This is a genomic window from Pseudomonas sp. GW456-12-1-14-TSB6, from assembly GCF_059424205.1.
Genome location: NZ_JBWKZE010000023.1, coordinates 16,797 through 42,839, shown reverse-complemented (window position 1 = coordinate 42,839; position 26,043 = coordinate 16,797). Strand labels below are relative to the sequence as shown.

Sequence of the window (26,043 nt, the reverse complement as noted above, 5' to 3'; positions counted from 1 at the left end):
CGTTTTTGTTTGCGCGCGATTTGCTTCAGCGGGGGATGGCGGCTTGGGCCGTGCGCAGTTCGTGCCTGTTGCCACGGAACAGCACCAGCGTGGCGATCAGGCCCAATACGGCTGCGCCGCTGAGCCAGATCCCCGGCGCCGCCTTGTTGTCCAGTATATGGATCAGATAAGTGCAGGCCGCCGGCGTAAATCCGCCGAAGGTTGCGGTCGCCAAGCTGTAGGCCAACGAGAAACCGGTGGTACGAACTTCTACCGGCATGATTTCGGTGAGTGCCACTACCATTGCCCCGTTGTACGAGCCGTACAGGAACGACAGCCACAACTCGACGATCAGCAAATGGCTGAAGCTCGGGTTCGCCACCAGCCAGGACAGTGCCGGGTAAGCGGTCAGGATCGCCAGAATCGTCGCCGCCAGCAGTAGGGGTTTACGACCTACCTTGTCAGACACCGCGCCCATCACCGGCAACCAGAAGAAGTTCGACAGGCCGATGCACACGGTCACCAGCAACGCATCGAAGTCCGATAGGTGCAATTCCGCCTTGCCGAAGGTCGGTGTGTAGGCAGTGATCAGGTAGAACGACACCGTTGTCATGACCACCAGCGCCATGCCAGCGATGACGATGCCAAAGTTCTGACCGATCGAACGGATGATTTCCTGCAGAGTAGGGCGATGTTTGCGCGCCTGGAACTCCGGGGTTTCCTCCAGCGAGCGGCGGATGACAAAAATCACCGGGACGATCATGCAGCCGATCAGGAACGGCACGCGCCAGCCCCAGTCGCCCATCTGTTCCGGGCTCAGCCAATGGTTGAGACCGACACCGAGCAGGCCGGCGAATACCACCGCCGCTTGCTGGCTGGCGGACTGCCAGCTGACGAAAAAGCCCTTGCGGCCCGGCGTGGCGATTTCCGCCAGATACACCGACACCCCGCCCAGTTCCACGCCGGCCGAGAAACCTTGCAGCAATCGGCCGAACAGCACGATCAGCGGCGCGGCAACCCCAAGGGTGGCGTAGCCCGGCACGCAGGCAATCAGCACGGTGCCGGCCGCCATCATGGCCAGCGTGATGATCAGGCCCTGGCGCCGGCCATGTCGGTCGATGTAGGCGCCGAGAAAAATCGCCCCCAGCGGGCGCATCAGGAAGCCGGCGCCAAACGTGGCCAAGGAAAGCATCAGGGACGCGAAGGCGCTGTCGGTGGGAAAGAAGGTCTTGGCAATGGCCGTGGCATAGAAGCCGTAGACCATAAAGTCGAACATCTCGAGAAAGTTGCCGCTGACAACGCGAAAAATCGCCTTGCCTTTGCCGGTCGTGGAAGACATGGGTAGGTACTCGCTCTAAATCTTGTAAGAAAGCGTTGCGCTCGTAGCCCATAATGGCCGGCGCGGTTTTGCGGGGAGATGAAGAATTGTTAACTGGACGCTGGGTGGTTCTCGTGCTGCTGACCGGTTTTTTGTCCGGCTGCGGCAACGGTGATTCCCTGGAGACTTTCGGTGGCCCGACGATGGGCAGCACCTATTCGATCAAGTATGTGCGCCACGCCGATCTGCCTGCGCCGCAGGAGGTGCGTGTCGAAGTGGAAAAAATCCTCGCGGGCGTCGACCGGCAGATGTCGACTTACCGCGCAGACTCCGACATCTCGCGCTTCAATGCATTGCCGGCTGATCGCTGTCAGGTCATGCCCGCGCCGATCCTTGAATTGGTCCGCGTGGGCGAGCAGCTGTCGCGACAAAGCGAAGGCTCCTACGACCTCACCGTCGAACCGCTGATGAATCTGTGGGGGTTCGGCCCGCAGGGACGTGAAGAAAAAGTCCCGGATACGGCAGCGCTGGCCGAGGTGCGACAGCGGGTCGGTCATCAGCACCTGCGCATCGACGGTGACCAGTTGTGCAAGGACGCGGCGGTCGAGGTGGATTTCAACAGCATCGCAGCCGGTTACGCGGTCGACACCATTGCTGCGCGGCTCCAGGCTCTGGGCATACATGATTACCTTGCCGAAGCCACTGGCGAACTCAAGGCGTCCGGCAGGAAGCCCGACGGTTCGCCATGGCGTATCGCACTGGAAGAGCCGCGCGACGATCAGCAGGTTGCAGAGCGCGTCATCAATGTCGATGGCTTCGGTCTCTCCACTTCGGGCGACTACCGCAACTATTTTCAACAGGATGGCCGGCGTTATTCCCACACCTTCGATGCCCGGACCGGTGCGCCGGTCCTACATGACTTGGCGTCGGTCACGGTGATTCATCCTTCAGCGCTGATGGCCGATGGACTATCGACGCTGTTGCTGATTCTCGGGCCTGAAAGGGCTTGGGACTATGCCGAAAAACACGACATTGGTGCATTCTTTGTGATTCGTGCCGATACAGGTTTCGTCACACGCACCAGTCACGCGTTCGAACGGCTCAATGGCGCAAAAGTTGACTGAGAACAGTACGAAAGCTGGCGTTGTAGTGCAGGCAAAAGTAGCCTACGACGCGACCAAGGGTTAATGTGCGCGGCGTTGACGCTTCTATAGACTGTGTCCGGGTTTTCTACTGGCCCCCAATTGTTCCTTCGCGCCGTCGTTCGGCGTGATTTAGCCGCCGGTGCTGCTGGCACCGCGGCCTGTTCTGAGGAGTACGCATGGCTGTCTACAACTACGACGTGGTGGTGCTGGGTTCCGGCCCGGCGGGAGAAGGCGCGGCAATGAACGCCGCCAAAGCAGGGCGCAAGGTGGCGATGGTCGACAGCCGTCGTCAGGTCGGCGGCAACTGCACCCACCTGGGCACCATCCCGTCCAAGGCCCTGCGTCACTCGGTGCGGCAGATCATGCAGTTCAACACCAATCCGATGTTCCGTGCGATCGGCGAGCCGCGCTGGTTCTCCTTCCCGGATGTGTTGAAAAGCGCCGAGAAAGTCATTTCCAAACAAGTCGCTTCGCGTACCGGCTACTACGCCCGTAACCGCGTCGACGTGTTTTTCGGCACCGGCAGCTTCGCCGACGAGCAAACCATCGAAGTGGTCTGCGCCAACGGCGTGGTCGAGAAACTGGTGGCCAAGCACATCATCATCGCCACCGGTTCGCGTCCTTATCGCCCGGCGGACATCGATTTCCACCACCCGCGTATCTACGATAGCGACACCATCCTCAGCCTCGGCCACACCCCGCGCAAACTGATCGTTTACGGCGCCGGCGTGATCGGTTGCGAATACGCTTCGATCTTCAGCGGTCTGGGCGTGCTGGTCGAACTGGTGGACAACCGCGGTCAGTTGCTGAGCTTCCTCGACTCGGAAATCTCCCAGGCGTTGAGCTACCACTTCAGCAACAACAACATCACCGTGCGTCACAACGAAGAATATGACCGCGTCGAAGGCGTGGACAACGGCGTGGTCCTGCACCTGAAGTCCGGCAAGAAGATCAAGGCCGACGCCTTGCTCTGGTGCAACGGTCGTACCGGCAACACCGACCAGTTGGGTCTGGAAAACATCGGGGTCAAGGTCAACAGCCGTGGCCAGATCGAAGTCGACGAGAACTACCGCACCTGCGTGCAGAACATCTATGGCGCCGGTGACGTGATCGGCTGGCCGAGCCTGGCCAGTGCCGCCCACGACCAGGGCCGCTCGGCCGCTGGCAGCATCGTCGACAATGGCAGCTGGCGTTTCGTGAATGACGTGCCGACCGGTATCTACACCATTCCGGAGATCAGCTCGATCGGAAAGAACGAGCAGGAACTGACCCAGGCCAAGGTGCCGTACGAAGTGGGCAAGGCGTTCTTCAAGAGCATGGCGCGTGCACAGATCGCCGGCGAGCCGCAAGGCATGCTGAAGATCCTGTTCCACCGTGAAACCCTCGAAGTGCTGGGCGTTCACTGCTTCGGTTATCAGGCGTCGGAGATCGTGCACATCGGTCAGGCGATCATGAACCAGCCGGGCGAACTGAATACCCTGAAGTACTTCGTCAACACGACGTTCAACTACCCGACCATGGCCGAAGCCTATCGGGTAGCGGCGTACGACGGCCTCAACCGGCTTTTTTGACGGGCTCCGGCCGGTGGCCTGAGCCGGCCGGGGAGACCGATTTCAGCAATTCCCGAGGGTGGCAGTGGCCAAACCGGGAAAGTCTGTAATCAGGCTGTCAACGCCGAAGTCAGCGAGTCTGCGCATCAGCGCAGGCTCGTTGACGGTCCACACCGACACATGCAGCCCTTGACGCTGCGCCTTCTGCAGGCGTTCCGGCGTACACAGCGTCCAGTTCAACGCCAGAATCTCGCAACCGTAACTTTGTGCGACCTTCAGCGGGTCGAGCCAGGCGTATTCGGCCACCAGGCCGCGCGATACGTCGGGCACCAGATCCAGTGCAGCCTTCAAGACTTCCCGCGAACTCGAGGTGATTGTCACCTTGTCGAGCAGCCCGTGTCTGACTGCCATTTCACGGATCGCCAGCACGGTGGTCGCGGCGCGGGTGCGAGAAGCGCTTTTGACTTCCAGCTGCCAGTGCTCGAAATCACACTTTTCGAACAGTTCTTCCAGCGTTGGAATCGGGCATGGCTTGATCCAGCCCGGACCGCCCTTGCGCGCGTCGTAGGTCACCAGCTCGGCGGCGGTGTGCTCGACCACCTTGCCGCGCCGGTCGGTGGTGCGCTTGAGGGTCGGGTCGTGGATGACCATCAGCTCGCCGTCCTTGGACAGGTGCAGGTCCAGCTCGCAACGGCGAACGCCGTGCTTGAGACATTCCTGAAAACTGCTCAGGGTGTTTTCCGGTGCTTCGCCCTTGGCGCCGCGGTGGCCGTAGATAAGGGTCACGGTTCTTCCTTAATTTAGATGCCTGATTCGTTCTGTTCGCGGGCCAGACGTCGTTCCTGGGCCTGCTTCTGCAAAATATAGCGGGCGAGCAACTGGCGCTGGGCGTCGGTCAGGTGTTCGAACTCGGTACCGACGTCGTAGCCGTCGCCCTTGCGGTCGCAATGGGTCACGCGGGCGCGCAGCAACAGGCCGAGGGCCTGGGGCATCAGCACCAGTTTCACCGACAGGTGCGCGCCGGTGGCGATCGGGGTAGGGTGCTGAAAGTCGATGCCGCCCTCGGAGATGATCACCGGTTGCGGCTCGCCGATATGGCCAAGCACGGTCAGGGCGACCACCTGGCTGAGCAGGTCGATGCGTTTGTTCTGGGATTTCAGGAACGCCGCGATGGCGCGGTCGCGTTCACTGATCTGGCGCAGCAGGTGCTGCGACTCGAATTCGCTCAGGTGCAGTTCGCTGAGCAGGTTGAACAGTGGAGAAGCATCCTGCAACACTTCCTGGCCTGCGGCTTCGGGAGCGGACAGGGGCCGAATTTCCAGTGCGATCGTGTCCTCGATACGGTAGTATTCGCGGCGATCTTCTTCATCTAATGTCGACATGGCGAACCCATGGTAGCGGCGGTGGTCTGAGTGTAAAGCTGGTTATCGACCCCCGCCACAAGGACGTTCCTTTTCCCTCCGAACAAGCCCCGACATGTTCAGACCTCTCTTCGTATTTATCGGCACGCGTTATACCCGTGCAAAGCGTCGCAATCATTTTGTGTCATTCATTTCCCTGACTTCGATGATCGGGCTCGCCCTTGGCGTGGTCGTGATGATCGTGGTGTTGTCGGTGATGAACGGCTTCGATCATGAGATGCGCACTCGCGTGCTGGGCATGGTGCCCCACGCGACCATCGAGTCCGGTGAAGCCATCAATGACTGGCCGAGCCTGGCCGCCAAGGTCAAGCAGAACCCGCAGGTGGCGGCCGTTGCGCCGTTCACCCAGATGCAGGGGTTGCTGACCAACAACGGCCAGGTGTCCAAGGTGTTGCTCAATGCCATCGACCCGGCGCTGGAGCGCAACGTCTCGATCATCGACAACTTCATGAAGCAGGGCAAACTCGACGATCTGACGCCGGGCAGCTTCGGCATCGTGATCGGCGACAAGGCCGCGACCAAGCTCGGCGTGGGCCTCGGTGACAAGATCACCTTCGTCGCACCGGAGGTCAGCGTGACCCCGGCCGGGATGTTCCCGCGCATGAAGCGCTTCACCGTGGTCGGCATCTTCCATGTCGGCGCCGGTGAACTGGACGGCTATCTGGGCGTGACCAACCTGCAGGATCTGGCGAAGATGCACCGCTGGAAGCCTGATCAGGTGCAGGGCCTGCGCCTGAAGTTCGACGATCTGTTCCAGGCCCCGCGTGAGGCGTGGAACATCGCCCAGCGCCTCGGCGAAGACCGTTACTACGCCCGCGACTGGACCCGTACCCACGGCAACCTGTATCAGGCGATCCGCATGGAAAAAGCCATGATCGGCCTGCTGTTGCTGCTGATCGTCGCCGTGGCCGCGTTCAACATCATTTCCACGCTGGTGATGGTGGTCAATGACAAGAAGGGCGATATCGCCATTCTGCGCACACTGGGCGCCACACCGGGCACGATCATGCGCACGTTCATGGTGCAGGGCACGGTGATCGGCGTGGTCGGCACGGCCATCGGCGCCGTGGTCGGGATCTTCGCCGCGCTCAACGTCAGCGCTGCGATTTCGGCCCTCGAAGGCGTGATCGGACACAAATTCCTCAACGCCGACGTGTATTTCATCGATTACCTGCCGTCGCAGGTGCAGAGCCAGGACGTGGTCATGGTCTGCGCCGCTGCGTTGGTCCTGAGTTTCCTCGCCACCCTGTATCCAGCCTGGCGTGCCGCGCGCACCCAGCCGGCGGAGGCGCTACGTTATGAGTGAGTCGGGCATGAGTGAAAAAGCAATCTTGAGCTGCCGCAACCTGGGCAAATCCTACGAGGAAGGCCCGGAGTCGGTGGAAGTGCTGGCCAACCTGCAACTGGAACTGCATCCGGGTGAGCGGGTGGCGATCGTCGGCAAATCCGGTTCGGGCAAAAGTACCTTGCTCAACCTGCTGGGCGGTCTCGACACGCCGACCAAGGGCGGTGTCTGGCTCGACGGTGAAGAACTGTCGGCGCTGAGCGAGAAGAAGCGTGGCCTGCTGCGTAACCGCGCCCTCGGGTTCGTGTACCAGTTCCACCACCTGCTGCCGGAATTCACCGCGCTGGAAAACGTCTGCATGCCGCTGCTGATCGGCAAGACCGCGATCCCGGAAGCACGTCAGCGTGCCACGGCGTTGCTGGAACGGGTCGGCCTGGGTCATCGCCTGGAACACAAACCGGCGGAGCTGTCCGGTGGCGAACGCCAGCGCGTGGCCATCGCCCGTGCGCTGGTGAACAATCCAGGGCTGGTGATGCTCGACGAGCCGACCGGCAACCTCGACTCCCACACCGCCGAAGGCATTCAGGATCTGATGCTGGAACTCAGCACTTCGATGCGCACGGCGTTTCTGGTGGTGACTCACGACATGAACCTGGCTCGCCAGATGGACCGCGTCCTGCAACTGCAGGAAGGTTGCCTGACCCCCATCTGACGGCTTGAAACCCGGTGCCTGAAAAGGCATCGGGTCTTTTATTTTTATACGGTGCCCCAGCGAATGTTCAGACCGTTATCGATCTTTATCGGCACGCGCTATACCCGCGCCAAGCGCCGCAATCGCTTTGTTTCGTTCATTTCGATGACCTCGATGATCGGCCTCGCCCTCGGCGTGCTGGCGATGATCGTGGTGCTGTCGGTGATGAACGGCTTCCAGCGCGAAATGAGCTCGCGCATCCTCGGCATGGTGCCCCACGCGACCATCGTCGGCGTCAAGCCGATCGACGACTGGCAGCCAGTGGCCGCCGCCGCGATGAAGAACCCGCAAGTGACCGCCGCCGTGCCGTTCACCGAGATGGAAGGCATGCTGTCCTACAAAGGCATGATGCAGCCGATCCAGATCAGCGGCGTCGATCCGGCCCAGGAAGGCAAGGTGTCGATCGTTGCCCAGCACATTGTTCAGGGCCGTCTCGATGCCTTGAAACCGGGTGAATTCGGCGTAGTGCTGGGCGAAATCACCGCTCGGCGTTTTCGCCTCAACGTCGGCGACAAGATCACTCTGATCGTGCCGGAAGTCAGCACCGCACCGGGCGGCATCACTCCGCGCATGCAGCGCTTGAACGTGGTCGGCGTGTTCAAGGTCGGTGCCGAACTCGACGGTTCCATGGGCCTGATCCACGTCTCCGACGCCGCGACCATGCAGCACTGGGAGCCGAATCAGGTGCAGAGCGTGCGTCTGGCGGTGAAGGATCTGTACGCCGCGCCGAAGGTTTCCTCGGACATTGCCAGCGGCCTCGGCGCCGATTTCAAGGCTGACGACTGGACCCACACCCAGGGCAGCCTGTTCAGCGCGATGAAGATGGAAAAAACCATGATCGGCCTGTTGCTGCTGATGATCGTCGCGGTGGCGGCGTTCAACATCATCGCGACCCTGATCATGGTGGTGAACGACAAAGGCGCGGACATCGCGATCCTGCGCACCATCGGCGCCACACCCCGGCAGATCATGGCGATATTCATGGTGCAGGGCACGGTGATCGGCATCGTCGGCACCATCATTGGTGGCGTGCTGGGTGTGATTGCGGCGCTGAACGTCAGTGAGATGGTGAGCTGGGTCGAGCGGGTGACCGGGCAGCACATCTTCAGTTCGGACGTGTATTTCGTCAGCAACCTGCCATCGGAATTGCAGGGCGGCGACGTGCTGCTGATCTGTTCGGCGGGCTTCATCCTCAGCTTCCTGGCCACCGTTTACCCGGCGTGGCGAGCGGCGAAGATCGAACCGGCGCACGCGTTGCGTTATTCCTAAGCATCCTGATGCTCGTTCCCACGCTCCGCGTGGGAATGCATCAACGGACGCTCCGCGTTCGGCTCTTTAGGGCGCAGAGCGCCCCGGGCTGCATTCCCACGCAGAGCGTGGGAACGATCAGCTTCGAGGCAACTCAATCACAAACCGCGTCCAGCCCTGAGCCGATTCGCAATGAATCTGCCCGCCATGAGCGCGGATGATCGACTGAGTAATCGCCAGCCCCAATCCCGCATGCTCGCTGCTGCCTTCCTGGCGCGCCGGGTCCGCCCGGTAGAAACGGTCAAACAAACGCGGCAACAAGTCCGCAGAAATCCCTTCGCCACTGTTCTCCACGGTTACCCTCAAGGATTTCGCCTGCTCGGTCACCCGAACGCGTACCTCGCCGTTAGCAGGGGTAAATCGCAACGCGTTATCCAGCAGATTCGACAGCGCCCGGCGCAACATCGCGCGATCACCCTCGAACCGCCCCGCACCGTCACGGCTGAGGCTGACCTGAGCGTCTTCGGCCAGCGGCGCAAAAAACTCCAGCAACGCATCGGCTTCTTCCGCCAGCTCCAGCGGTTCACGCTTGGGCACCAGCAAACCGTGGTCAGCCTTGGCCAGATAAAGCATGTCGTTGACCAGTTGCGCCATCCATTGCAGCTCTTCAAGGTTGCTGTGCAATGCCTCGCGATAGTCTTCGAGGGGGCGAGGGCGGGTCAGGGTGACCTGGGTGTGGGTCAGCAGATTGGAAAGTGGTGTGCGTAGCTCATGGGCGATGTCGGCAGAGAACGCTGACAGCCGCTGAAAAGAATCGTCGAGGCGTCCGAGCATGGCGTTGAAGCTGTGGGCCAATTCCGCGAGTTCTGCAGGCATCCGCGCTTCCGGCAATCGGGCATTCAGCGATTGCGCCGAAATCCCACGGGCCACGGCACTCATGCGCCGTAACGGGCGAAGACCGCTGCGGGCGGCCCAGGCGCCGAGCAGCGCGGTGGCCAGCGCCGAGAGGCCGACGGTCAGCCAGATCAGATGCTGCATGCGTTGCAGGAAGTGCTGGTGGTGGGTGATGTCCAGCAGCAAGGTCAACTGCGGTGAATCGGGTTTTCCCGGTTCAAGCGCGGCTTTGAGCAGGCGATAGTCCGTGCCGTTGTCGTTGATGGTGGCCAGACCGGGTTGCTGCGGCAGGTTTGCCGGGGCGTGCAACGAGCGCCCAAACCAGCGCTGGCCCTCAGGGCCGCTGACGCGCAACGTGATATCGCCCTGTTGGCTCAACTCATCGGTGATGTGCGCGGCGTCGCTGCCACTCAGCAGCGTCTGACGTACGCTGAGCAGTTTTCCTTCGAGCAGTTGCTGGTCGAGCTCGATGAAGTGGCCTTCGCTGGCCCGATTGAAAACGACCCCGGCGACCAGCGAAACCACGGCGGTGCAGCCGGCGAACAGCAGCGCCAGCCGACCGCTCAAGGACAGTCGGCGCATCAGTCGGCACGCTCTTCAAGGACGTAACCCATGCCGCGCACCGTGTGAATCAGCTTGTGGGGGAAGTCGTCATCGATCTTCAGGCGCAGTCGACGAATCGCCACTTCGATCACATTGGTGTCGCTGTCGAAGTTCATGTCCCAGACCTGCGAGGCGATCAGCGACTTGGGCAGCACTTCGCCCTGGCGGCGCAGGAGCATCTCCAGCAGAGCGAACTCTTTGGCCGTAAGGTCGATGCGTTGACCGCTGCGTTCGACCCGGCGGCGGATCAGGTCCAGGCTCAAATCGGCCAGGCGCAGGCTGGTTTCCTGAGGTGTGGAACTGCCGCGGCGCAATAGGCTGCGCACCCGGGCCAGTAATTCGGAGAAGGCGAACGGTTTGACCAGATAATCGTCGGCGCCCAGTTCGAGGCCGTGAACCCGGTCTTCCACGGTGTCCTTGGCGGTCAAAAACAGGATCGGCGTTTCCAGACCGGCGCTGCGCACCGCTTGCAGGATTTGCCAGCCATTGCGTCCGGGCAGCATCACGTCGAGGATCAGCAGCGCATAATCGCCACTCAACGCCAATTGCTGGCCGGTGGTGCCGTCGGCCACCAGTTCGGTGTTGAAACCGGCCTCGGTCAGGCCCTGGCGCAGGTACTGGCCGGTTTTGGGTTGGTCTTCGACGATCAGCAGTTTCATGGGCGACTCGGGTAGCGGGAACGAGGACGTTATACCGTGGGCAAACGCGGTGAGCGCCAACCTGACAAAGTTGTAATCTGCCTGTCAGGTCGCTGCCAGCGCAGGCGGGCTAGAGTTTCCCACAGGCTGAACCTTGATTTGTTGGAGTACGACTATGTTTTTGCGCAATCGTCTGGCCCTTGCCGCGTGTCTGCTGGCGCTGAGTTCGCCGCTGTGGGCATCGCCGGCGCACACTTATGACTTCGGCCAACCGGCCCCGGCGGCCAAGGCCACCCGCAGCATCGAAGTGGTGATGGGCGACATGAGCTTCGATCCGAAGGCGATCGAGATCAAGGCCGGTGAGACCGTTCGTTTTGTGCTGGTGAATAAAGGCCAGTTGCTGCATGAATTCAACCTCGGCGACGCGACGATGCATGCAAAACATCAGCAGGAAATGTTGCAGATGCAGCAAAGCGGCATGCTTACGCCGACTGGCATGAAGGAAATGTCCCACGACATGGCGGGCATGGATCACGGCTCGATGGGGCATGGCATGAAGCACGACGACCCCAACAGCGTGCTGGTGGAGCCGGGCAAGACCGCCGAGCTGACCTGGACCTTCAGCAAAGCGGTGAACCTGGAATTTGCCTGCAACATTCCCGGGCATTACCAGGCCGGAATGGTCGGCAAACTGACTGTCAGTCAGTAAGCACTCAAAGGCGGGAGCAAAGGCTGGTAGAATCCGCTGATTCTTCAGTCAGGTTTCCGCCATGCATCCCGCAGCCGAACATTCGCCGCTGGGCAAATCCAGCGAATACATCGCCACGTACACACCGTCCCTGCTGTTCCCGATTCCGCGCACCGCGAAATGGGCCGAGCTGGGCCTGACCGCCGAAACCCTGCCGTATAAAGGCGTGGATTTCTGGAACTGCTTCGAGCTGTCGTGGCTGCTGCCGTCGGGCAAACCGGTGGTGGCGATCGGTGAGTTCAGCATTCCGGCGGATTCGCCGAACATCATTGAATCCAAGTCGTTCAAGCTGTACCTGAACTCGCTGAACCAGACGCCGTTCGCTGATATCGCGAGTCTCGAAGCAACGCTGGTCAAGGATCTGTCCGCTGCTGCCGGCAAACCGGTGGGCGTGCGGGTTCGCAGCCTGAAAGACGTCGAAGCCGAAGGCGTCGTCGCGCTGCCGGGCGTGTGCATCGACGATCTGGATATCAGCGTCAGCAACTACGAACACCCGCGTCCTGAACTGCTGCGCTGCGACGATTCGCGCGTGGTGGAGGAGAGCGTGCACAGTCATCTGCTCAAATCCAACTGCCCGGTGACCAGCCAGCCGGACTGGGGCAGCGTGGTGGTGGAATACCGTGGCGCGGCGCTGGATCACGCCAGCCTGCTGGAATACATCGTCAGCTTCCGTCAGCACTCGGACTTCCACGAGCAATGTGTGGAGCGGATCTTCCTTGACCTGCAGCGCCTGCTGAAACCGGAAAAACTCACGGTGTTTGCGCGTTATGTGCGCCGGGGCGGGCTGGACATCAATCCGTACCGCAGCACTGAAAGCGTGCAACTGCCGAACCATCGTCTGGTTCGTCAGTAACCCGCCTCGCGGACATGAAAAAGCCCTGCCAGTGATGGCAGGGCTTTTTTGCATTCGCGGGTTTCAGATGCCCATGCTGACCAGAGAATTCATGATGTTGCGCAGTGTGCCGGCGATGGTGGGGTGATCAACTTCAAAACGCTCAACGGCCAGGTTCACGCCATCGGCAATGTTGGAGTCCTTGGTTTTGGTTTCCAGTTCAAGTTCCAGTTCGATCTGTTCCATCAGTGCATGTAGATCAGCGCGCTCGGCTTCGGTCAGCGGAGGATTTTGATCCAGTTGCTCGCGCAGGGCATTGAGCTGTTTCTGCAGTTCTTGAGCGGGCATGGTTGTTTCCTTTTATCGAGAGGCACTGGCATAGACCGCAGCTGTGCGCCAAAGGTCTATGGCTCTCCTTAAGACTAATCCACTCTTGGCCAACCTGCATGATCCCGGTCAGGGCTTTTCGCCTTTGAGGCGACGCAGGTTGATGTCCGCGAGGCAAGTGTCGAGGTCGCCCAGATGATCGATCACCGAGTGCACGCCGAGGCTGAACAGTTGCACGGTCGCCTTGCCGCGCAGTTGTTCGCGTTCCTTCTGGCTCAGGGCCTGCCATTCGCTCGGCGCCAGGCCGCACAGTGAACCGCAGGACGCCAGGCCAATGGTCCACAACCCGGCATTGAGGCCCGATTGCAGCAGGCGCGGTTCGCCGCTGACCAGTACGCAACCGTCGAGGCGATCGACATTCAAGCCCATCAACGCTTGCCAGCAGGCGTTGGGCGCCGGCCAAGGATTGATTGTTGCCGAATATTGCGATGGTTTGATCCAGTCTGGCAGCGCCGATGCCAGCACCTGAGTGCTCACGATGGACAACTCATCGAGCCAGGCGCAGGGAATTTGCTGGCGCTGCAGGCTGCGCAGGCTGTCGAGGGCGCCGGGTGTGACGTCGGCGTGTTCCGGGCCGACGCTGGTTTGATGACGGGCGCGGGCGCCGAAGTCCACCAGACAGCCGCTGAGTCCGAACAGCACGGCGGTCAGCGTCGGTGCCGCGAGGGGCAAGGCTTCGGCTTGAGGCATGGAAAACGTCCCTGAAATAGCGATCAGGCTAAGCGTCAGCGGTGACAGTTACGTGACAGGTGAATGACGAAGCGTCCTACAGAGGGTTTCACCGGGGAACTGCCTAAAGCGCCGTTTCCGTCTTATACTGACGCACTAATCGCCGCGGCCCAGGTGCTGCGTCCGTACTATCCAAGGAGTTTTCTATGCGCTGGAGCCATCCTCTTGCTCAGCTTTGTGTATGTGCCAGCGTAATGCTGGTGCCGTTCGCCGCTCAGGCCGCAACGGAAGAAGATCCTTGGGAAAGCGTCAACCGTCCGATTTTCCAGTTCAACGATTTCGTTGATACCTATGCGCTGAAGCCGCTGGCGCAGGGTTACGAATTTGTTACTCCGCAATTCCTGGAAGACGGCATCCACAACATGTTCCGCAACGTCGGTGATGTCACCAACCTGGCGAACAACATTCTTCAGGCCAAACCGGCCGCCGCTGGCGTCGACACCGCGCGCCTGATCTTCAACACCACGTTCGGCCTGCTCGGATTCTTCGACGTCGGCACCAAAATGGGCCTGAACCGCAGCGACGAAGACTTCGGCCAGACCCTCGGCTACTGGGGCGTCGGCAGCGGTCCTTACGTGATGCTGCCGCTGATGGGCCCGAGCACCCTGCGTGACGCGCCGTCCAAGTACGTCGACAGCTTCACCGGCCCGTATCGCTACATCAACGACGTGCCGGTGCGTAACTCGATTTTCGGCCTGAACATCGTCGACACCCGCGCCAGCCTGTTGTCCAGCGAGAAGCTGATCAGCGGCGACAAGTACACCTTCATCCGCAACGCCTACCTGCAGAACCGCGAGTTCAAGGTCAAGGACGGGCAGGTTGAAGACGATTTCTGATCTCGATTGATCGGTATGAAAGGGCGACCGCGAGGTCGCCTTTTTTGTGGGTGCGTCCAATGATTGGGTTACGGTTGAAGCCGTTCTTATAACTGCGAGTGATTTGACAAACAAAGTCTCCAAGCGACCATCGGCGCATGCTTGAAACGCTCGAAGGATGGGAGTACCGTCTGCGCCTTAGAAGGGCACCTCTGGTGCAACCGTGTGCGGGGCAAACGCTCCGAAGCGGTGCAGCAGAGAGGCTAGAAAGCGAATCCAGTAGTCTGCGCCGGGCCGTTGCCCCGCCTGCTACGCCAACCTAATTCTGGCGCCGTTTGCCCACATGCCAAAAACCAGTGCCACGCTGCTGATAATCGATGATGACGAAGTAGTGCGCGCGAGCCTCGCGGCCTATTTGGAAGACAGTGGTTTCAGCGTCTTGCAGGCCAGTAACGGCCAGCAGGGTCTTCAGGTATTCGAGCAAGACACGCCCGACTTGGTCATCTGCGATCTGCGCATGCCGCAGATGGGCGGTCTCGAACTCATCCGTCAGGTCACTGAGCGGTCACCGCAGACACCGGTAATCGTGGTCTCGGGCGCCGGCGTGATGAACGACGCGGTCGAGGCCCTGCGCCTGGGCGCGGCGGATTATCTGATCAAGCCTCTCGAAGATCTGGCCGTGCTTGAGCACTCCGTGCGCCGGGCCCTGGATCGTGCGCGTCTGCTGCTGGAAAACCAGCGCTACCGCGAAAAACTGGAAAAGGCCAACCGCGAACTCGAAGCCAGCCTGAACCTGCTCCAGGAAGACCAGAACGCCGGTCGCCAGGTGCAGATGAACATGCTGCCGGAAAGTCCGTGGGCCATCGACGAATTCAGGTTCGCGCACCAGATCATCCCGTCGCTGTACCTGTCGGGTGATTTTGTCGATTACTTCCGGGTCGACGAGCGCCGGGTGGCGTTCTATCTGGCGGACGTGTCCGGTCATGGCGCCTCTTCGGCGTTCGTCACCGTGCTGTTGAAGTTCATGACCACGCGCCTGCTGTTCGAATCCAAGCGCAACGGCACGCTGCCGGAATTCAAGCCTTCGGAAGTCCTCGGTCATATCAACCGGGGGCTGATCAGTTGTAAGCTGGGTAAACACGTCACAATGGTCGGTGGAGTCATCGACGAGGAGACCGGTTTGTTGACCTATAGCATCGGCGGCCATCTGCCGTTGCCTGTGTTGTACACGCCTGACAGTGTTCGCTATCTCGAGGGGCGCGGTCTGCCGGTGGGGCTTTTCAATGAGGCCACCTACGAAGACCACGTGCTCGAGCTGCCACCGACGTTCAGCCTGACGCTGATGTCTGATGGCATTCTGGATCTTTTGCCAGAGCCCACACTCAAAGAGAAAGAAGCCGCTTTACCGCAAAAGGTGAAGTCGGCGGGCGGCAGCCTGGATGGTCTGCGGCAGGTTTTTGGATTGGCCACGCTAGGGGAGATGCCGGATGATATCGCCCTGTTGGTGTTGAGCAGGAATCTTTGATGAGTACCGGTAGAATCCAGTTCGCCGAGCAGGACGGCACCTTCGTCCTGAAGTTCGTCGGTGAAGTTCGCCTGACCCTGTGTTCGGCGTTGGATGCGACTATTGAAAAAATCTTCACCGCGCTGAATTTCAACGCGATCGTGATCGATTTGACCGAAACCCGCAGCATCGACAGCACCACGTTGGGCCTGCTGGCCAAACTGTCGATCCTGTCGCGGCAGAAGGTCGGCCTGCTGCCGACCGTGGTCACCACCCACGAGGACATCACCCGTCTGCTGCAGTCGATGGGTTTCGAGCAGGTGTTCAATATCGTCAACCATCCCGTGCCGTGCCCGGAATGCCTTGATGACCTGCCGGATCAGGACCAGTCGGAAGAGGTGGTGCGGATCAAGGTGCTCGAAGCGCACAAGATCCTCATGGGCCTGAACGACTCCAACCGCGAAGCCTTCCATGACCTGGTGAATGCCCTCGAACGGCACTGATCAGCCAGGCCGCGAGGCACAAAAAAGGGCGAACCTGTGAGGGTTCGCCCTTTTTGCGTTTGCGCTTGGCCGATTACAGCTTGGCTTGCAGCAGCGCCTCGAGTTTTTCCTGGTCGCGGGCAAACTGACGGATGCCTTCGGCCAGTTTTTCGGTGGCCATCGCGTCTTCGTTGGACAGCCAGCGGAATTGCGCTTCGTTGAGGCTCAGACGCGCCTCGCCAGCGTGGCCCGGAGCGAGTTTGCGTTCCAGCTTGCCGGTGTCGGCCGCCAGTTTCTCGATCAGGTCCGGACTGATGGTCAGGCGGTCGCAGCCGGCCAGTTGCTCGATCTGACTCAGATTGCGGAAGCTCGCGCCCATGACCACGGTCTTGTAGTCATTGGCCTTGTAGTAGTTGTAGATGCGCGTCACGGACTGCACGCCCGGATCGTCGGCACCGGTGTAGTCGTTGCCGTTGGCCTTCTTGTACCAGTCGTAGATGCGGCCCACGAACGGCGAGATCAGGAACACACCGGCATCGGCGCAGGCAGCGGCCTGAGCGAAGGAGAACAGCAGGGTCAGGTTGGTCTGGATGCCTTCCTTCTCGAGGATCTCGGCAGCGCGGATGCCTTCCCAGGTCGAGGCGATCTTGATCAGTACGCGGTCACGGCCAACGCCGGCCTTGTCGTACAGCTCGATCAAGCGGTGGGCCCGTTTGAGCACTGCGTCCTTGTCGAACGACAGGCGTGCATCCACTTCAGTGGAAATACGGCCCGGAATGACCTTGAGGATTTCCTGACCGACCGCGACGCCGAAACGGTCGCTGGCCAGGCCGACATCGCCCTTGCAGTCGCCGACGCTGGCGTTCAGCAGTTCGGCGTAGGCCGGGATGGCCGCTGCCTTGAGCAGCAGGGAAGGGTTGGTGGTGGCGTCGACCGGTTTGACCCGGGCAATCGCTTCGAAGTCGCCGGTGTCGGCCACGACGGTGGTGAACTGTTTGAGTTGTTCCAGCTTGGAAGTCATGAGCGTGCTCTGTCCTATGGGTCTGGTGACATTACCCGAGCGTCGACAGCCACTCAAGGGCATGTCGGCGTATCGAGCGCCCCGGCGGCAACAACCTGAAAACGGCTGTTTGAAAGGCGGGGCGCGTTATCGATCAATACGATGCCAAAAAGAACCACAGGTTCAAAGCAACTGACCCGCTGTACGGCTTAATCGGCGTTCAAATGCGTCGAGACCGCCGTCTGTGCCGGTTTCGGCTGGCCGTCGGAGGTCAGCAGACCAAAATTCTTCTCTCGGTCGTTACTGCCCGACTCGCTGTTCTTCCATTCGTAAATCGACGTCAGCGGAATGTTGAGTTTTTTAACATCGGCGATAAACGCAGAGATTTTACTGGCTTGCCCTTCCGGCCCGCCGTTGGAGGCGAGCGCCGAGACGCCCCATTCACTGATAACGCCCGGCAGACGGAAGTTTTGCTGGATGAAGGTCTGCGCGTTACTGATCTGGGTCGCGGTCATGCCGTAAGGGTGATAGGAAATGGCATCCAGGCACTCAGGATAAGTGCCGAGGATGCTGTTGAGGGCCACGGTCGAGGCGGAGCCGGCCGTCGGTGGACGGGCAAAACCGAAGCCCACCAAAGGCGTCGATTGCGGTTTGCCCTGCAGCGTCTTGCACATGGCCGTCATGAACGGCACGAAGGTGTTTTTGAAGTCTCCAGTGGGCCAGTAGGTGTCGAGGTCCGGCTCATTCCAGATCTCGATTCCCACCAGTTGCGCGCTCCAGGCTTGCTCAAGCCCGCTCACCGCGTTGGCAAAGGCTTCACCGGCGGTGGTCAGGTCACCGGTCAACGGTTTGGTGGCGCGAACGGTCATCAAGACCGGCAACCCGGCGGACCGCGCCGTCGCAAACGCATCGCTGATCTGTTTCTGGTAGGCCTTACCGCCGAGGCTGTCGCTCCAGACGCCGAAGCGCACAAAGCTGAATCCGGCCGCTTTGATCTGCTCGGCGTCCGCCGGGGTGAAGTTCTGGATCTTGACCTGAACGCCAATGGTTCGGGTGGGCAATGACGGGAACAGCGTACTGGCGTGAACCTGTGCAGTAGCACTGAGCATCAACAGGGTGGCACCAAGATGTTTGAGATGTGCTGATTTCATGTCGGCTCTCCTGATGAGAATGACATCTAGCGAAGGGGTATCTCGTTACACAGGTTTCGAGGGCAATAAGGATGCTAAGTGCACGAATGTTATTTTTTGTCGGAAAACTTTCGCCTGAAAATCACAGTTATTTTTAGTCCGGTAATTCTGGTTGGGGGACTTTTAGAGGCCGTGGTACTTAATGCATCGGTATTAAGGGTGAATCTATTTCCGAGTGAAGGAAGGTCTTGCGGGTTCATTCGAATTTGCAAGGCATGTTGGCCGATTGACATTACACGGGAAAGTAAACCTTGTTCAAAAAGATTCTTGTCGTTTGCGTAGGCAATATCTGCCGAAGTCCGACAGCGGAACTTCTGTTGCGCAATGCACTGACACCCTCGGCGATCAGCGTGACCTCCGCAGGCCTGTCTGCACGGGTCGGCGAAGGCATGGAGTCGACCGCGCGCCAGGTGCTGGAAGACCGCGGGCACAGTGCCGAAGGGTTCAAGGCGCGGCAACTGACAGCAGACATCGTCAATGAATCAGACCTGATTCTGGTGATGGAAAAACAACATGTTAATCAAGTACTGAAGATTGCCTCTCACGCCAGGGGCAAAGTGTTTCTGCTGGGCAAGTGGCAGAGCGAACGAGAAATACAGGACCCGTATCGTCAGGGGCAGGCCGCTTTTATTCATGCCCATGCATTGATTGAAGATGCTGTTAGCTCATGGGCGCAACGCCTGGCGCGTTGATGAATATTCTTCAGTTCAGTGAATGGTAAGAAAGACTTATGCAGTTACCGTCAGTAATCGGCACCCGCGACAACGATCAAGACAGTATTGATCTTCTCGGCATCTTCGGCAGCCTGATCGATCAGAAATGGTTGATCGGTGCGTTCACCGGCGCGTTCATGATGACCGGTGTGGCCTATGCGATTTTGGCCACGCCGGTGTATCTGGCCAACGCCCTGGTGCAGGTCGAACCGAAAAAGAACGACATGCTCGGTTTTTCCGACCTCAACAGCATGCTCGGCGGGCAATCGCCGTCGGTGACCGAAATCGGCATCATCAAGTCCCGCGCGGTAATCGGCAAAACGGTCGACGATCTGCGCCTGGACATCGACGTCACCCCCAACACCTTTCCGCTGATCGGTGGCTTTCTTTCTCGGCGTTATCGCGGTGAGACCGAGCTCAGCGTCGCGCCGCCGCGTTTCGGCCTGAGCAGCTACGCCTGGGGCGGTGAGCGCCTGGAGTTTGCCAATCTCAATCTGCCCAAGGAACTGCTGGGCAAGAAACTCACCCTGATTGCCGGCGAACAACATCGCTTTCAGCTGTTGGACGACAACGACAACCTGTTGGTAGAAGGCGTGGCGGGCGAAGCCTTCTCGCAGGACGGCGTAGAAGGGCAGGTCGCGCAACTGTTGGCCAATCCCGGAACCCGTTTCGAAGTGGTGCGCAACCCACGAATCGTGACCATCCAGGGTTATCAGGACGCGCTGGACATCTCCGAGCAAGGCAAGGAGTCCGGCATCATCCGTCTGGCCCTGGCCAGCAGCGACGCCGCCGAAGCGGTGAAGATCCTCAACAAGATCGCTTCGCTGTACGTCGATCAGAACGTGCGCCGCACCTCGGCCGAAGCGGCGCAGAGCCTGGCCTTCCTGCAAAGCCAGTTGCCGCAGGTCAAACGCGATCTGGCCAAGGCCAGCGATGCGCTCAACGCCTATCAGACCCACGGCAAGACCGTGAACATCTCGCTGGAAACCCAATCGGTGCTTGGCCAGTCCGTGGCGCTCGAAACGCGGATTTCCGAGCTGAAACTGCAACAGGCGGAGATGGATCGCAAGTTCACCAAACAGCACCCGGCCTACCGCGCGCTGATGACCCAGATTGGCGAATTGACCCAGCAACAGCGCTCGCTGGAAGGCAAGGTTCAGGACCTGCCAGCCACGCAGCAGGAACTGCTCAACCTGACCCGCGATGTCGAAGTCGCCTCGCAGATCTACACCCAGTTGCTGAACAAATCCCAGGAGCTGGACATCATCCGCGCCGGTACAGTGGGTAACGTGCGTCTGGTGGATACGGCGGACGTCGACCTGACCAGCCCGGTCAAACCGAAAAAAGCCCTGATCGTGTTGATCGCCACTTTCCTCGGCGCCTTCGTCGGCGTGGCGCTGGTGCTGTTGCGCAAATCCCTGAGCAAGGGCCTGGAAGGGCCGGAAGCCATCGAGCAGCTCGGCTTGCCGGTCTACGCGTCGATTCCCTACAGCGCTCTGCAACAGGAAGAGGACAGCAAAAAAGTCCGGGCCAAAGTCGCGGCGGACACGCCGGCGTACCTGCTGGCCCTGCGCAACCCTACGGACCTGTCCATCGAATCGATCCGTAGCCTGCGCACCTGCCTGCACTTCGCCGCACTGGATTCGACCAACAACCGCATCATGATTTCCGGCCCGAGCCCGCAGGTCGGCAAGACCTTCGTCTCTTCCAACCTCGCAGCGGTCATGGCGCAAAGCGGGCAGCGCGTGGTGCTGATCGACGCCGACATGCGCAAGGGGCATCTGCACAAAACGCTGAACACGCCGATCACCAACGGCTTGTCCGATCTGCTGGTCAAGCGCTGCACCCTTGAACAGGCGATCAACAAGGTCGAAGTCGACAACCTGCACTTCATCAGCCGTGGGCAGGTCCCGCCCAACCCTTCCGAACTGTTGATGCACGCCAATTTCCGCGACCTGCTGGCGCAACTCAGCGAGCGCTATGACGTGGTGATCATCGACACGCCACCGCTGCTGGCCGTGACCGATGCGGCGATTGTCGGTCGCGAGGCCGGCATCAGTCTGATCGTCGCGCGGTTCGGGGTGAACCCGGCCAAGGAAATCGAAATGACGATCCGGCGTTTCGCCCAGAACGGTATCGAGTTGAAAGGCGCGGTGTTCAACGGCGTCGAGAAGCGCGCGGCCAGCTATTACGGCAACGGCAGCTATTACAACTACGAATACGCGTCCGACCAGTCCTGAAATTCAGCGACGGTCCTTACAGGCATGAAAGTGGGTGAGTTGTGAAAAAAATACTGCACGTGGCGGAAACGATCAAAGGTGGGGTGGCGACGGTCATCCGCACGATTTCGGCGGCTCCCGAAGACGGGCGCTATGAGCTGGTGTATCTGGTCCCGCTCGACCAGAAAAAAGAGCTGCACGGCATCGATCCACAGCAGATCCGCACCTTCGCCCGAAGCGGGCGGAACGTGCCGTCGCTGCTGCGCTTTGCCTGGCAACTGGCGCGAGTCCTGCGCAAGGAAAAACCCGATGTGGTGCATCTGCACAGCACCTTTTCCGGGGTGATCGGCCGTTGCGTGTGCGTGCTCCTGCGGCCGTGGCGCAAGCCGAAAATCGTCTACTGCCCCCATGCGTTCTCGTTCCTGATGGAAAGCTCGCCGATCAAGCAGAAAGTCTATGCGGGGATCGAACGGGTGCTGCAGAAGGTCACGGACACGATCATCTGCGTCAGCCAGTTCGAGCTGGACAAGGCCGCGAAGTTTGGCATCGAGCGCAAGCGCATGACGCTGATCTACAACGGCATCGATCACAAGCATGAAGAACGCAAGGCCCACGATCCGGCACCAATTCATCTGCTGTTCGTCGGTCGCCTCGACTACCAGAAAGGCTTCGACGTGTTGCTCAAGGCCTACACCGAAGCAAAACGCAGCGACCTGAAGCTGACGGTGGTGGGCAGTGCGGTGAATGAGGACGTCGTCGAGTGTCCGCCGCTGGACGGGGTGGAATACCTGCCCTGGGTGACGCCAACCGAGGTTCACGCGCTGTATCAGAAAGCCGATGCGCTGATCGTGCCGAGCCGCTGGGAAGGCTTTGCCATGGTGCCGCTGGAAGGCATGGCGCTGGGCCTGCCGGTGATCGCCAGCGACTGCACGTCGTTGCCCGAACTGGTCACCCATGGTGTGTCCGGTTACGTGTTCCCCGCCGGTGATCACCAGGCGCTGGCCGATCGGCTGAAGAAAATCCAGAAGCCTGCGTTGTCGGCCCTCGGCATCGAAGGTCGGCGCATCGTCCGCGAGCGTTTCAGCGCCGCGTTGATGATCCGCCAGACCTACGACGTGTATTCCGCTCCCTCTTATTAAGTAGAACTCCGCTCATGAACGTAACGATTTTGCATGGCTACAGTGCCTCCAACTCCGGCGATGGTCTGCTGGTCGATCTGGCCATTGCGCTGGTGCAGCGCAACTTTGGCGAAGACACCGCGATCAGTGTGGTGGCTTCCGATCCGGACTCTTTCAAGTACCTGCCGCACCCGCGCTTCGACGCGCCGGTGATGGCGGCCAAGGGCCTGGGCCGGGTCAAGCAGGCGGTGTTCCTCAATCAGTCCTACGCGGGGCTGGCGGATCTGTTGAAGAAAACCGATCTGATCGTCGGCGTTGGCGGCGGCTACATGCGCTCGAAAAGTGCCTTCGAGCACATCAAGCTGAAACTCGGCCACGCCAAGCAGCTGGAAACCGCGATCCTCAGCAAAGTGCCGTCGGTGTACCTGCCGCAAAGCATCGGGCCGTTCCACGGCGACAGCGACAAGATCGTCGGCCACTACGCCAGCGCCGACGCGGTGTTCGTGCGCGATAACCGCTCCTCGGCATTGTTCGATGCCTGTGAAAATGTCTACCGCGCGCCGGACCTCGCGGTGCAGGCTCTGGCCGGCAAGATCCTCCAGCAACCCAAGTTCACCCGCTGCGCTTCGACGCCGGCCACGGTGTGCGTGGTGCTGCGTAAACCGCCGGCATGGAGCAAGGAAAAGAAGCTGGCCTACGTGGCCAACCTGAAGGTGCTGCTGCAGCGTTTGAAGAACAAAAGCAAAGTGGTCTGCGCCGTACAGAGTGCGGTGCGCGGTAATGATGACGGCGCGTTCTATCGCGAACTGGGCATCACCGAAGACTTGCTGCCGTTGAAGGCAACGCTGGCCAAATACCAACCGGACCTGGTGATTTCCGTGCGCCTGCACGGCGCGATCGAATCACTGCTCTCGGGTGTGCCGGCGTATCACATCAGCTACGAGCGCAAAGGCTTCGGCGCCTATCAGGACATGGGCGTCGAGGACTGGGTCATCAACGGCGGCGACATCAATGTCGACACTATCATCGACACGGTTTACGCCCCTGACGCGCTGTCGAATTTCGGCAAACGCCTGACCGACACCTGCCGCGAGATCGAGGCGAAAACCGTGGCCATGGACGACATCATCAAGGGCGTCATTCGATGATATTCCGGCTGTTGCTGCGCGGCGGAGCACTGGGCGCGAAGTTCTTGCTGGTGCTCGCCATCACCCATTACCTCGGTTACGAGGCGCTGGGTTTTTACGGCGTGGTGGTCGCGGCGTCGTTGATCGCGTCGAAGTTCTACAGCGTCGGTTTCAGTTCCGAAATCAATCGGCTGATCAGCGTGGGCGGCAGTTCGCGCCGGGTCGTGGACAAAGTGCTGCTGCTGTACCTGGCCGTGGGCCTGGCGTTGTCGGTGCTGACGGTGGTGATTTATTCGCTGTTCCAGTCGGTGGAAGCGACGGCTGCGCTGATCGCCTGCGTGACGCTGGTGCTGCTCACCGAACACCTGTCGTTCGAGATCAACTCGTTCGTGTTTTCTGCACAGAAAGCCACGGCGGGTGCGCTGCTGTTCTTCATCAAGACCGGGCTCTGGGCGCTGCTGGCCGTGGGCGGCATGGCACTCGGCTGGGTGTCCGCAATCGCCAGCGTGCTGTGGCTGTGGGTCATCGCCAACGTGCTGGTGATCGTCGCCGGTTACCTGATCGTGGTGAATGTTCATCGGGGTCGGGAAGAGGGGACGCTGGCCACTGCCGCAGTGTGGAAAGCCGGGTTGCCGTTTTATCTCGGCACTGGCCTGATCGCCCTGAGTCAGTACGCCGAACGCTTTCTGATCATCGACCTCGAACCTTACGCCAGCCTCGGTAAATACGTGTACGCGTGGTCGGCGGCCAACACCTTGCAGGCTTTGTCTTACGCGGTGGTGGCGGTGGTCGGCATTCCGCTGCTCGCCAAGCGTTATCAGGCCGATCAGCAACCGTTCACGGTCCGGCAGTTGTTCGTGAACAAGTGGGTCGCGCGTTCGCTGGCGGTGTCGGCGGCGGTGGCGGTGGGCATTTATCTGTTCTTCAACGTGGTGCTCGATTACGTCGCCACCAGCGTTCCGCGTCCGGACAACGGCATCCTCGGCGTGCTGATTTTCTCCTTCGCCCTGCGCGCCATTGGTGACATCGTCTGGGGCGGGTTGATCGCCTCGAAAAACAGCCGGGTGTCCCTCGCCAGTGCGGCCATTTGTCTGTTGGTTTCAGTGCCGGTCAGTTACCTGCTGATCAAGCATTATTCGATCTACGGCGCGGCCTGGGGCAACGTCTTCGCGATCATCGTGCAGCTCGCCGTGATTGCGCTGCTGACTCGCGCCACGCGGGCGAAAAAGGCTGTCGTGTCATGGGCCTGAAACTGCCGTGCATCGAGTTTCGTGGGCGCCGTCTCGATTCGTCGCTGTCGTTCCTGATCCTGTTCACCGGGCTGTTTCTGTCGGTGGCGATGCCGCTCTTGGTGCCGCGCGATCCGGGCCCGGACGCGATGACCCTGTGGTCGTCCTATGCCCGGGCCGACAACTGTAATTTCTGGAACCCGTTCTCGCCGGATCGCTCGTCCTACGAGTGTTCGGCATTCCTGCTGCGGCCCACCGGGATCAACCTGACCAACGCCTGGGCCTACGGGATGTTCTGCAACTTTTTCCTCACGGCGATTCCCGTGGTGGTGTTCCGGCGCATGCCGCTGACCATCTTCGGCACCCTGTGCCTGTGGGGCATCGTGCGTTCGTTTTTTCTGGAAAACCTGACCAAGGAAATCATCGTGTCGGTGGCGGTGTTGAGCATTCTGTTCAGCTCGCTGACGCGCAAATATCGCGGCGGATTTTTCCTTTCGGCGGTGATCTACGGCGTGCTGATCCGGCCCTACTGGATTTTGTTTTCGCTGTCCTGGGTCGGCGTCTGCGTGATGAAGAAATACGTCTCGCGCACCACCTTCTTCCTGATGCTGTTCCTGTTCTATCTCGCAGTAGCAATGGCGATCCAGCTGGCGCTGGGCTTTCCGGTGTCGTCGATTCGCGCCAGCAACAACGAACTGCGCACGGCGGGCGAGGAGGGTTCCAAATCGCTGATCGTCTCCTGGCTTAGCGGCAGCGACTTCGTCTCGCAGGCCCTGGACTCGATGATCATTTTCTTCCGCTTGTCGTTTCCCGTTGAGCTGATCCTGCTGTCGGGGCCGGGCCAGGTGATCTTCGTGGCGTTGATGATCATGACCGCGCTGCTGCTGTTCAAAGTCATCACCTCGACCGATTACAAGGGCGCACCGATCCAGACCAAACCCAAGGAACTGATCGCGATTCCGCTGGCGTTCCTTCTGGTTCAAGGCTTGTTCGAGCCGGACTTCGGTTCGTTCGCCCGGCACTTTTCGATGGTGGTGCCGGTGCTGTTCGTGGGCCTGGGGTTGATGCTGCGGGCGAACAAACCGGCGAAGGTTGAATCAAGAATTCTGAATTGAGGC

General features: G+C 60.3%; 25 protein-coding genes. 16 read left to right on the top strand and 9 right to left on the bottom strand.

Annotation, left to right across the window (positions count from 1 at the left end; genetic code table 11):
* Positions 1-25: 25 nt before the first annotated feature.
* Entirely contained in the window at positions 26-1,318 is a 1,293-nt protein-coding gene (locus AC07Y2_RS20460) for an MFS transporter (RefSeq protein ID WP_085667453.1), read from the bottom strand.
* Between the two features lie 53 nt (positions 1,319-1,371).
* On the opposite strand from AC07Y2_RS20460, the gene AC07Y2_RS20455 reads away from it, so the two are divergent.
* A complete protein-coding gene (locus tag AC07Y2_RS20455; RefSeq protein WP_178082868.1) occupies positions 1,372-2,421 on the top strand; it encodes an FAD:protein FMN transferase in 1,050 nt (349 codons plus the stop codon).
* A 197-nt stretch (positions 2,422-2,618) separates the two neighbouring features.
* Positions 2,619-4,013, top strand: a complete 1,395-nt coding sequence (sthA, locus tag AC07Y2_RS20450; RefSeq protein ID WP_039772789.1) for a Si-specific NAD(P)(+) transhydrogenase — start codon at positions 2,619-2,621, stop codon at positions 4,011-4,013.
* 42 nt (positions 4,014-4,055) lie between these two features.
* On the opposite strand, the gene AC07Y2_RS20445 is transcribed toward sthA, so the two are convergent.
* Both AC07Y2_RS20445 and AC07Y2_RS20440 read right to left on the bottom strand, forming a co-directional pair.
* A complete protein-coding gene (locus AC07Y2_RS20445) occupies positions 4,056-4,778 on the bottom strand; it encodes a glycerophosphodiester phosphodiesterase (RefSeq protein ID WP_039772788.1) in 723 nt (240 codons plus the stop codon).
* Positions 4,779-4,792: 14 nt separating this feature from the next.
* Positions 4,793-5,374 (bottom strand): PilZ domain-containing protein, encoded by a 582-nt coding sequence (locus tag AC07Y2_RS20440; RefSeq protein WP_039772787.1) that lies wholly within the window; start codon positions 5,372-5,374, stop codon positions 4,793-4,795.
* Between the two features lie 94 nt (positions 5,375-5,468).
* On the opposite strand from AC07Y2_RS20440, the gene AC07Y2_RS20435 reads away from it, so the two are divergent.
* The 3 genes from AC07Y2_RS20435 (at position 5,469) to AC07Y2_RS20425 (ending at position 8,718) form a co-directional block, all read left to right on the top strand.
* Positions 5,469-6,719 carry a lipoprotein-releasing ABC transporter permease subunit gene (locus tag AC07Y2_RS20435; RefSeq protein WP_039772786.1) on the top strand — a complete coding sequence of 417 codons (1,251 nt, stop codon included), beginning with the start codon at positions 5,469-5,471 and terminating at the stop codon, positions 6,717-6,719.
* Positions 6,720-6,726: 7 nt separating this feature from the next.
* Complete coding sequence (gene lolD / locus AC07Y2_RS20430; protein WP_162831788.1) at positions 6,727-7,410, top strand: lipoprotein-releasing ABC transporter ATP-binding protein LolD; 684 nt, start codon at positions 6,727-6,729, stop codon at positions 7,408-7,410.
* A 63-nt stretch (positions 7,411-7,473) separates the two neighbouring features.
* Positions 7,474-8,718, top strand: a complete 1,245-nt coding sequence (locus AC07Y2_RS20425) for a lipoprotein-releasing ABC transporter permease subunit (RefSeq protein ID WP_103386741.1) — start codon at positions 7,474-7,476, stop codon at positions 8,716-8,718.
* Between the two features lie 117 nt (positions 8,719-8,835).
* Here AC07Y2_RS20425 and AC07Y2_RS20420 read toward each other — a convergent pair whose 3' ends face one another.
* Both AC07Y2_RS20420 and AC07Y2_RS20415 read right to left on the bottom strand, forming a co-directional pair.
* On the bottom strand, positions 8,836-10,173 hold the full coding sequence (locus AC07Y2_RS20420; RefSeq protein WP_103386742.1) for a heavy metal sensor histidine kinase: 1,338 nt from the start codon (positions 10,171-10,173) through the stop codon (positions 8,836-8,838).
* Positions 10,173-10,853 carry a heavy metal response regulator transcription factor gene (locus tag AC07Y2_RS20415; RefSeq protein WP_007951608.1) on the bottom strand — a complete coding sequence of 227 codons (681 nt, stop codon included), beginning with the start codon at positions 10,851-10,853 and terminating at the stop codon, positions 10,173-10,175. Before AC07Y2_RS20415 ends, AC07Y2_RS20420 begins: the two co-directional genes overlap by 1 nt.
* 154 nt (positions 10,854-11,007) lie before the next feature.
* Between AC07Y2_RS20415 and copI the strand changes: the two genes are divergently transcribed.
* Positions 11,008-11,541 (top strand): copper-resistant cuproprotein CopI, encoded by a 534-nt coding sequence (gene copI / locus AC07Y2_RS20410; protein WP_103386743.1) that lies wholly within the window; start codon positions 11,008-11,010, stop codon positions 11,539-11,541.
* Between the two features lie 61 nt (positions 11,542-11,602).
* The gene (gene queF / locus AC07Y2_RS20405; protein WP_085608218.1) at positions 11,603-12,433 is read left to right on the top strand and encodes an NADPH-dependent 7-cyano-7-deazaguanine reductase QueF; all 831 of its coding nucleotides are present in this window, start codon (positions 11,603-11,605) and stop codon (positions 12,431-12,433) included.
* A gap of 63 nt (positions 12,434-12,496) precedes the next feature.
* On the opposite strand, the gene AC07Y2_RS20400 is transcribed toward queF, so the two are convergent.
* Both AC07Y2_RS20400 and pcrP read right to left on the bottom strand, forming a co-directional pair.
* Positions 12,497-12,760 carry a DUF4404 family protein gene (locus AC07Y2_RS20400; RefSeq protein ID WP_039772780.1) on the bottom strand — a complete coding sequence of 88 codons (264 nt, stop codon included), beginning with the start codon at positions 12,758-12,760 and terminating at the stop codon, positions 12,497-12,499.
* A 108-nt stretch (positions 12,761-12,868) separates the two neighbouring features.
* Positions 12,869-13,489 carry an HAD superfamily inactivated hydrolase PcrP gene (pcrP, locus tag AC07Y2_RS20395; RefSeq protein ID WP_103386744.1) on the bottom strand — a complete coding sequence of 207 codons (621 nt, stop codon included), beginning with the start codon at positions 13,487-13,489 and terminating at the stop codon, positions 12,869-12,871.
* A 185-nt stretch (positions 13,490-13,674) separates the two neighbouring features.
* Between pcrP and AC07Y2_RS20390 the strand changes: the two genes are divergently transcribed.
* The 3 genes from AC07Y2_RS20390 to rssC all read left to right on the top strand — a co-directional run bounded on the left by AC07Y2_RS20390 (position 13,675) and on the right by rssC (position 16,350).
* Entirely contained in the window at positions 13,675-14,364 is a 690-nt protein-coding gene (locus AC07Y2_RS20390) for an MlaA family lipoprotein (protein WP_011335174.1), read from the top strand.
* A 322-nt stretch (positions 14,365-14,686) separates the two neighbouring features.
* Positions 14,687-15,868 carry a two-component system response regulator RssB gene (rssB, locus tag AC07Y2_RS20385; RefSeq protein WP_041475374.1) on the top strand — a complete coding sequence of 394 codons (1,182 nt, stop codon included), beginning with the start codon at positions 14,687-14,689 and terminating at the stop codon, positions 15,866-15,868.
* Positions 15,868-16,350: an anti-sigma factor antagonist RssC gene (rssC, locus tag AC07Y2_RS20380; RefSeq protein ID WP_003226553.1), complete on the top strand. Its 483-nt coding sequence runs from the start codon at positions 15,868-15,870 to the stop codon at positions 16,348-16,350. Before rssB ends, rssC begins: the two co-directional genes overlap by 1 nt.
* 73 nt (positions 16,351-16,423) lie before the next feature.
* On the opposite strand, the gene tal is transcribed toward rssC, so the two are convergent.
* Positions 16,424-17,350, bottom strand: coding sequence for a transaldolase (gene tal / locus AC07Y2_RS20375; RefSeq protein ID WP_039772777.1), 927 nt, complete (start codon positions 17,348-17,350; stop codon positions 16,424-16,426).
* Positions 17,351-17,538: 188 nt separating this feature from the next.
* The gene (locus AC07Y2_RS20370) at positions 17,539-18,480 is read right to left on the bottom strand and encodes a glycosyl hydrolase family 5 (protein ID WP_103386745.1); all 942 of its coding nucleotides are present in this window, start codon (positions 18,478-18,480) and stop codon (positions 17,539-17,541) included.
* Between the two features lie 290 nt (positions 18,481-18,770).
* On the opposite strand from AC07Y2_RS20370, the gene AC07Y2_RS20365 reads away from it, so the two are divergent.
* From AC07Y2_RS20365 to AC07Y2_RS20340, 6 genes are read left to right on the top strand one after another with little or no spacing between them, the layout of a single operon-like run.
* Entirely contained in the window at positions 18,771-19,211 is a 441-nt protein-coding gene (locus tag AC07Y2_RS20365) for a low molecular weight protein-tyrosine-phosphatase (RefSeq protein WP_039772775.1), read from the top strand.
* A 38-nt stretch (positions 19,212-19,249) separates the two neighbouring features.
* Positions 19,250-21,472, top strand: a complete 2,223-nt coding sequence (locus tag AC07Y2_RS20360) for a polysaccharide biosynthesis tyrosine autokinase (protein WP_103386746.1) — start codon at positions 19,250-19,252, stop codon at positions 21,470-21,472.
* 41 nt (positions 21,473-21,513) lie between these two features.
* The gene (locus AC07Y2_RS20355; protein ID WP_103386747.1) at positions 21,514-22,590 is read left to right on the top strand and encodes a glycosyltransferase; all 1,077 of its coding nucleotides are present in this window, start codon (positions 21,514-21,516) and stop codon (positions 22,588-22,590) included.
* A 14-nt stretch (positions 22,591-22,604) separates the two neighbouring features.
* Entirely contained in the window at positions 22,605-23,717 is a 1,113-nt protein-coding gene (locus tag AC07Y2_RS20350; protein WP_039772772.1) for a polysaccharide pyruvyl transferase family protein, read from the top strand.
* Positions 23,714-24,946, top strand: a complete 1,233-nt coding sequence (locus AC07Y2_RS20345; RefSeq protein WP_103386748.1) for an MATE family efflux transporter — start codon at positions 23,714-23,716, stop codon at positions 24,944-24,946. Before AC07Y2_RS20350 ends, AC07Y2_RS20345 begins: the two co-directional genes overlap by 4 nt.
* Complete coding sequence (locus tag AC07Y2_RS20340) at positions 24,937-26,040, top strand: hypothetical protein (protein WP_039772770.1); 1,104 nt, start codon at positions 24,937-24,939, stop codon at positions 26,038-26,040. Before AC07Y2_RS20345 ends, AC07Y2_RS20340 begins: the two co-directional genes overlap by 10 nt.
* Positions 26,041-26,043 lie beyond the last annotated feature (3 nt).

Coding starts and splice junctions, on each gene's coding strand:
- AC07Y2_RS20460 (WP_085667453.1), bottom strand. CDS start 1,318: ATGTCTTCCACGACCGGCAAAGGCAAGGCGATTTTTCGCGTTGTCAGC.
- AC07Y2_RS20455 (WP_178082868.1), top strand. CDS start 1,372: ATGGCCGGCGCGGTTTTGCGGGGAGATGAAGAATTGTTAACTGGACGC.
- sthA (WP_039772789.1), top strand. CDS start 2,619: ATGGCTGTCTACAACTACGACGTGGTGGTGCTGGGTTCCGGCCCGGCG.
- AC07Y2_RS20440 (WP_039772787.1), bottom strand. CDS start 5,374: ATGTCGACATTAGATGAAGAAGATCGCCGCGAATACTACCGTATCGAG.
- AC07Y2_RS20435 (WP_039772786.1), top strand. CDS start 5,469: ATGTTCAGACCTCTCTTCGTATTTATCGGCACGCGTTATACCCGTGCA.
- lolD (WP_162831788.1), top strand. CDS start 6,727: ATGAGTGAAAAAGCAATCTTGAGCTGCCGCAACCTGGGCAAATCCTAC.
- AC07Y2_RS20425 (WP_103386741.1), top strand. CDS start 7,474: ATGTTCAGACCGTTATCGATCTTTATCGGCACGCGCTATACCCGCGCC.
- AC07Y2_RS20420 (WP_103386742.1), bottom strand. CDS start 10,173: ATGCGCCGACTGTCCTTGAGCGGTCGGCTGGCGCTGCTGTTCGCCGGC.
- AC07Y2_RS20415 (WP_007951608.1), bottom strand. CDS start 10,853: ATGAAACTGCTGATCGTCGAAGACCAACCCAAAACCGGCCAGTACCTG.
- copI (WP_103386743.1), top strand. CDS start 11,008: ATGTTTTTGCGCAATCGTCTGGCCCTTGCCGCGTGTCTGCTGGCGCTG.
- queF (WP_085608218.1), top strand. CDS start 11,603: ATGCATCCCGCAGCCGAACATTCGCCGCTGGGCAAATCCAGCGAATAC.
- AC07Y2_RS20400 (WP_039772780.1), bottom strand. CDS start 12,760: ATGCCCGCTCAAGAACTGCAGAAACAGCTCAATGCCCTGCGCGAGCAA.
- pcrP (WP_103386744.1), bottom strand. CDS start 13,489: ATGCCTCAAGCCGAAGCCTTGCCCCTCGCGGCACCGACGCTGACCGCC.
- AC07Y2_RS20390 (WP_011335174.1), top strand. CDS start 13,675: ATGCGCTGGAGCCATCCTCTTGCTCAGCTTTGTGTATGTGCCAGCGTA.
- rssB (WP_041475374.1), top strand. CDS start 14,687: ATGCCAAAAACCAGTGCCACGCTGCTGATAATCGATGATGACGAAGTA.
- rssC (WP_003226553.1), top strand. CDS start 15,868: ATGAGTACCGGTAGAATCCAGTTCGCCGAGCAGGACGGCACCTTCGTC.
- tal (WP_039772777.1), bottom strand. CDS start 17,350: ATGACTTCCAAGCTGGAACAACTCAAACAGTTCACCACCGTCGTGGCC.
- AC07Y2_RS20370 (WP_103386745.1), bottom strand. CDS start 18,480: ATGAAATCAGCACATCTCAAACATCTTGGTGCCACCCTGTTGATGCTC.
- AC07Y2_RS20360 (WP_103386746.1), top strand. CDS start 19,250: ATGCAGTTACCGTCAGTAATCGGCACCCGCGACAACGATCAAGACAGT.
- AC07Y2_RS20350 (WP_039772772.1), top strand. CDS start 22,605: ATGAACGTAACGATTTTGCATGGCTACAGTGCCTCCAACTCCGGCGAT.
- AC07Y2_RS20345 (WP_103386748.1), top strand. CDS start 23,714: ATGATATTCCGGCTGTTGCTGCGCGGCGGAGCACTGGGCGCGAAGTTC.
- AC07Y2_RS20340 (WP_039772770.1), top strand. CDS start 24,937: ATGGGCCTGAAACTGCCGTGCATCGAGTTTCGTGGGCGCCGTCTCGAT.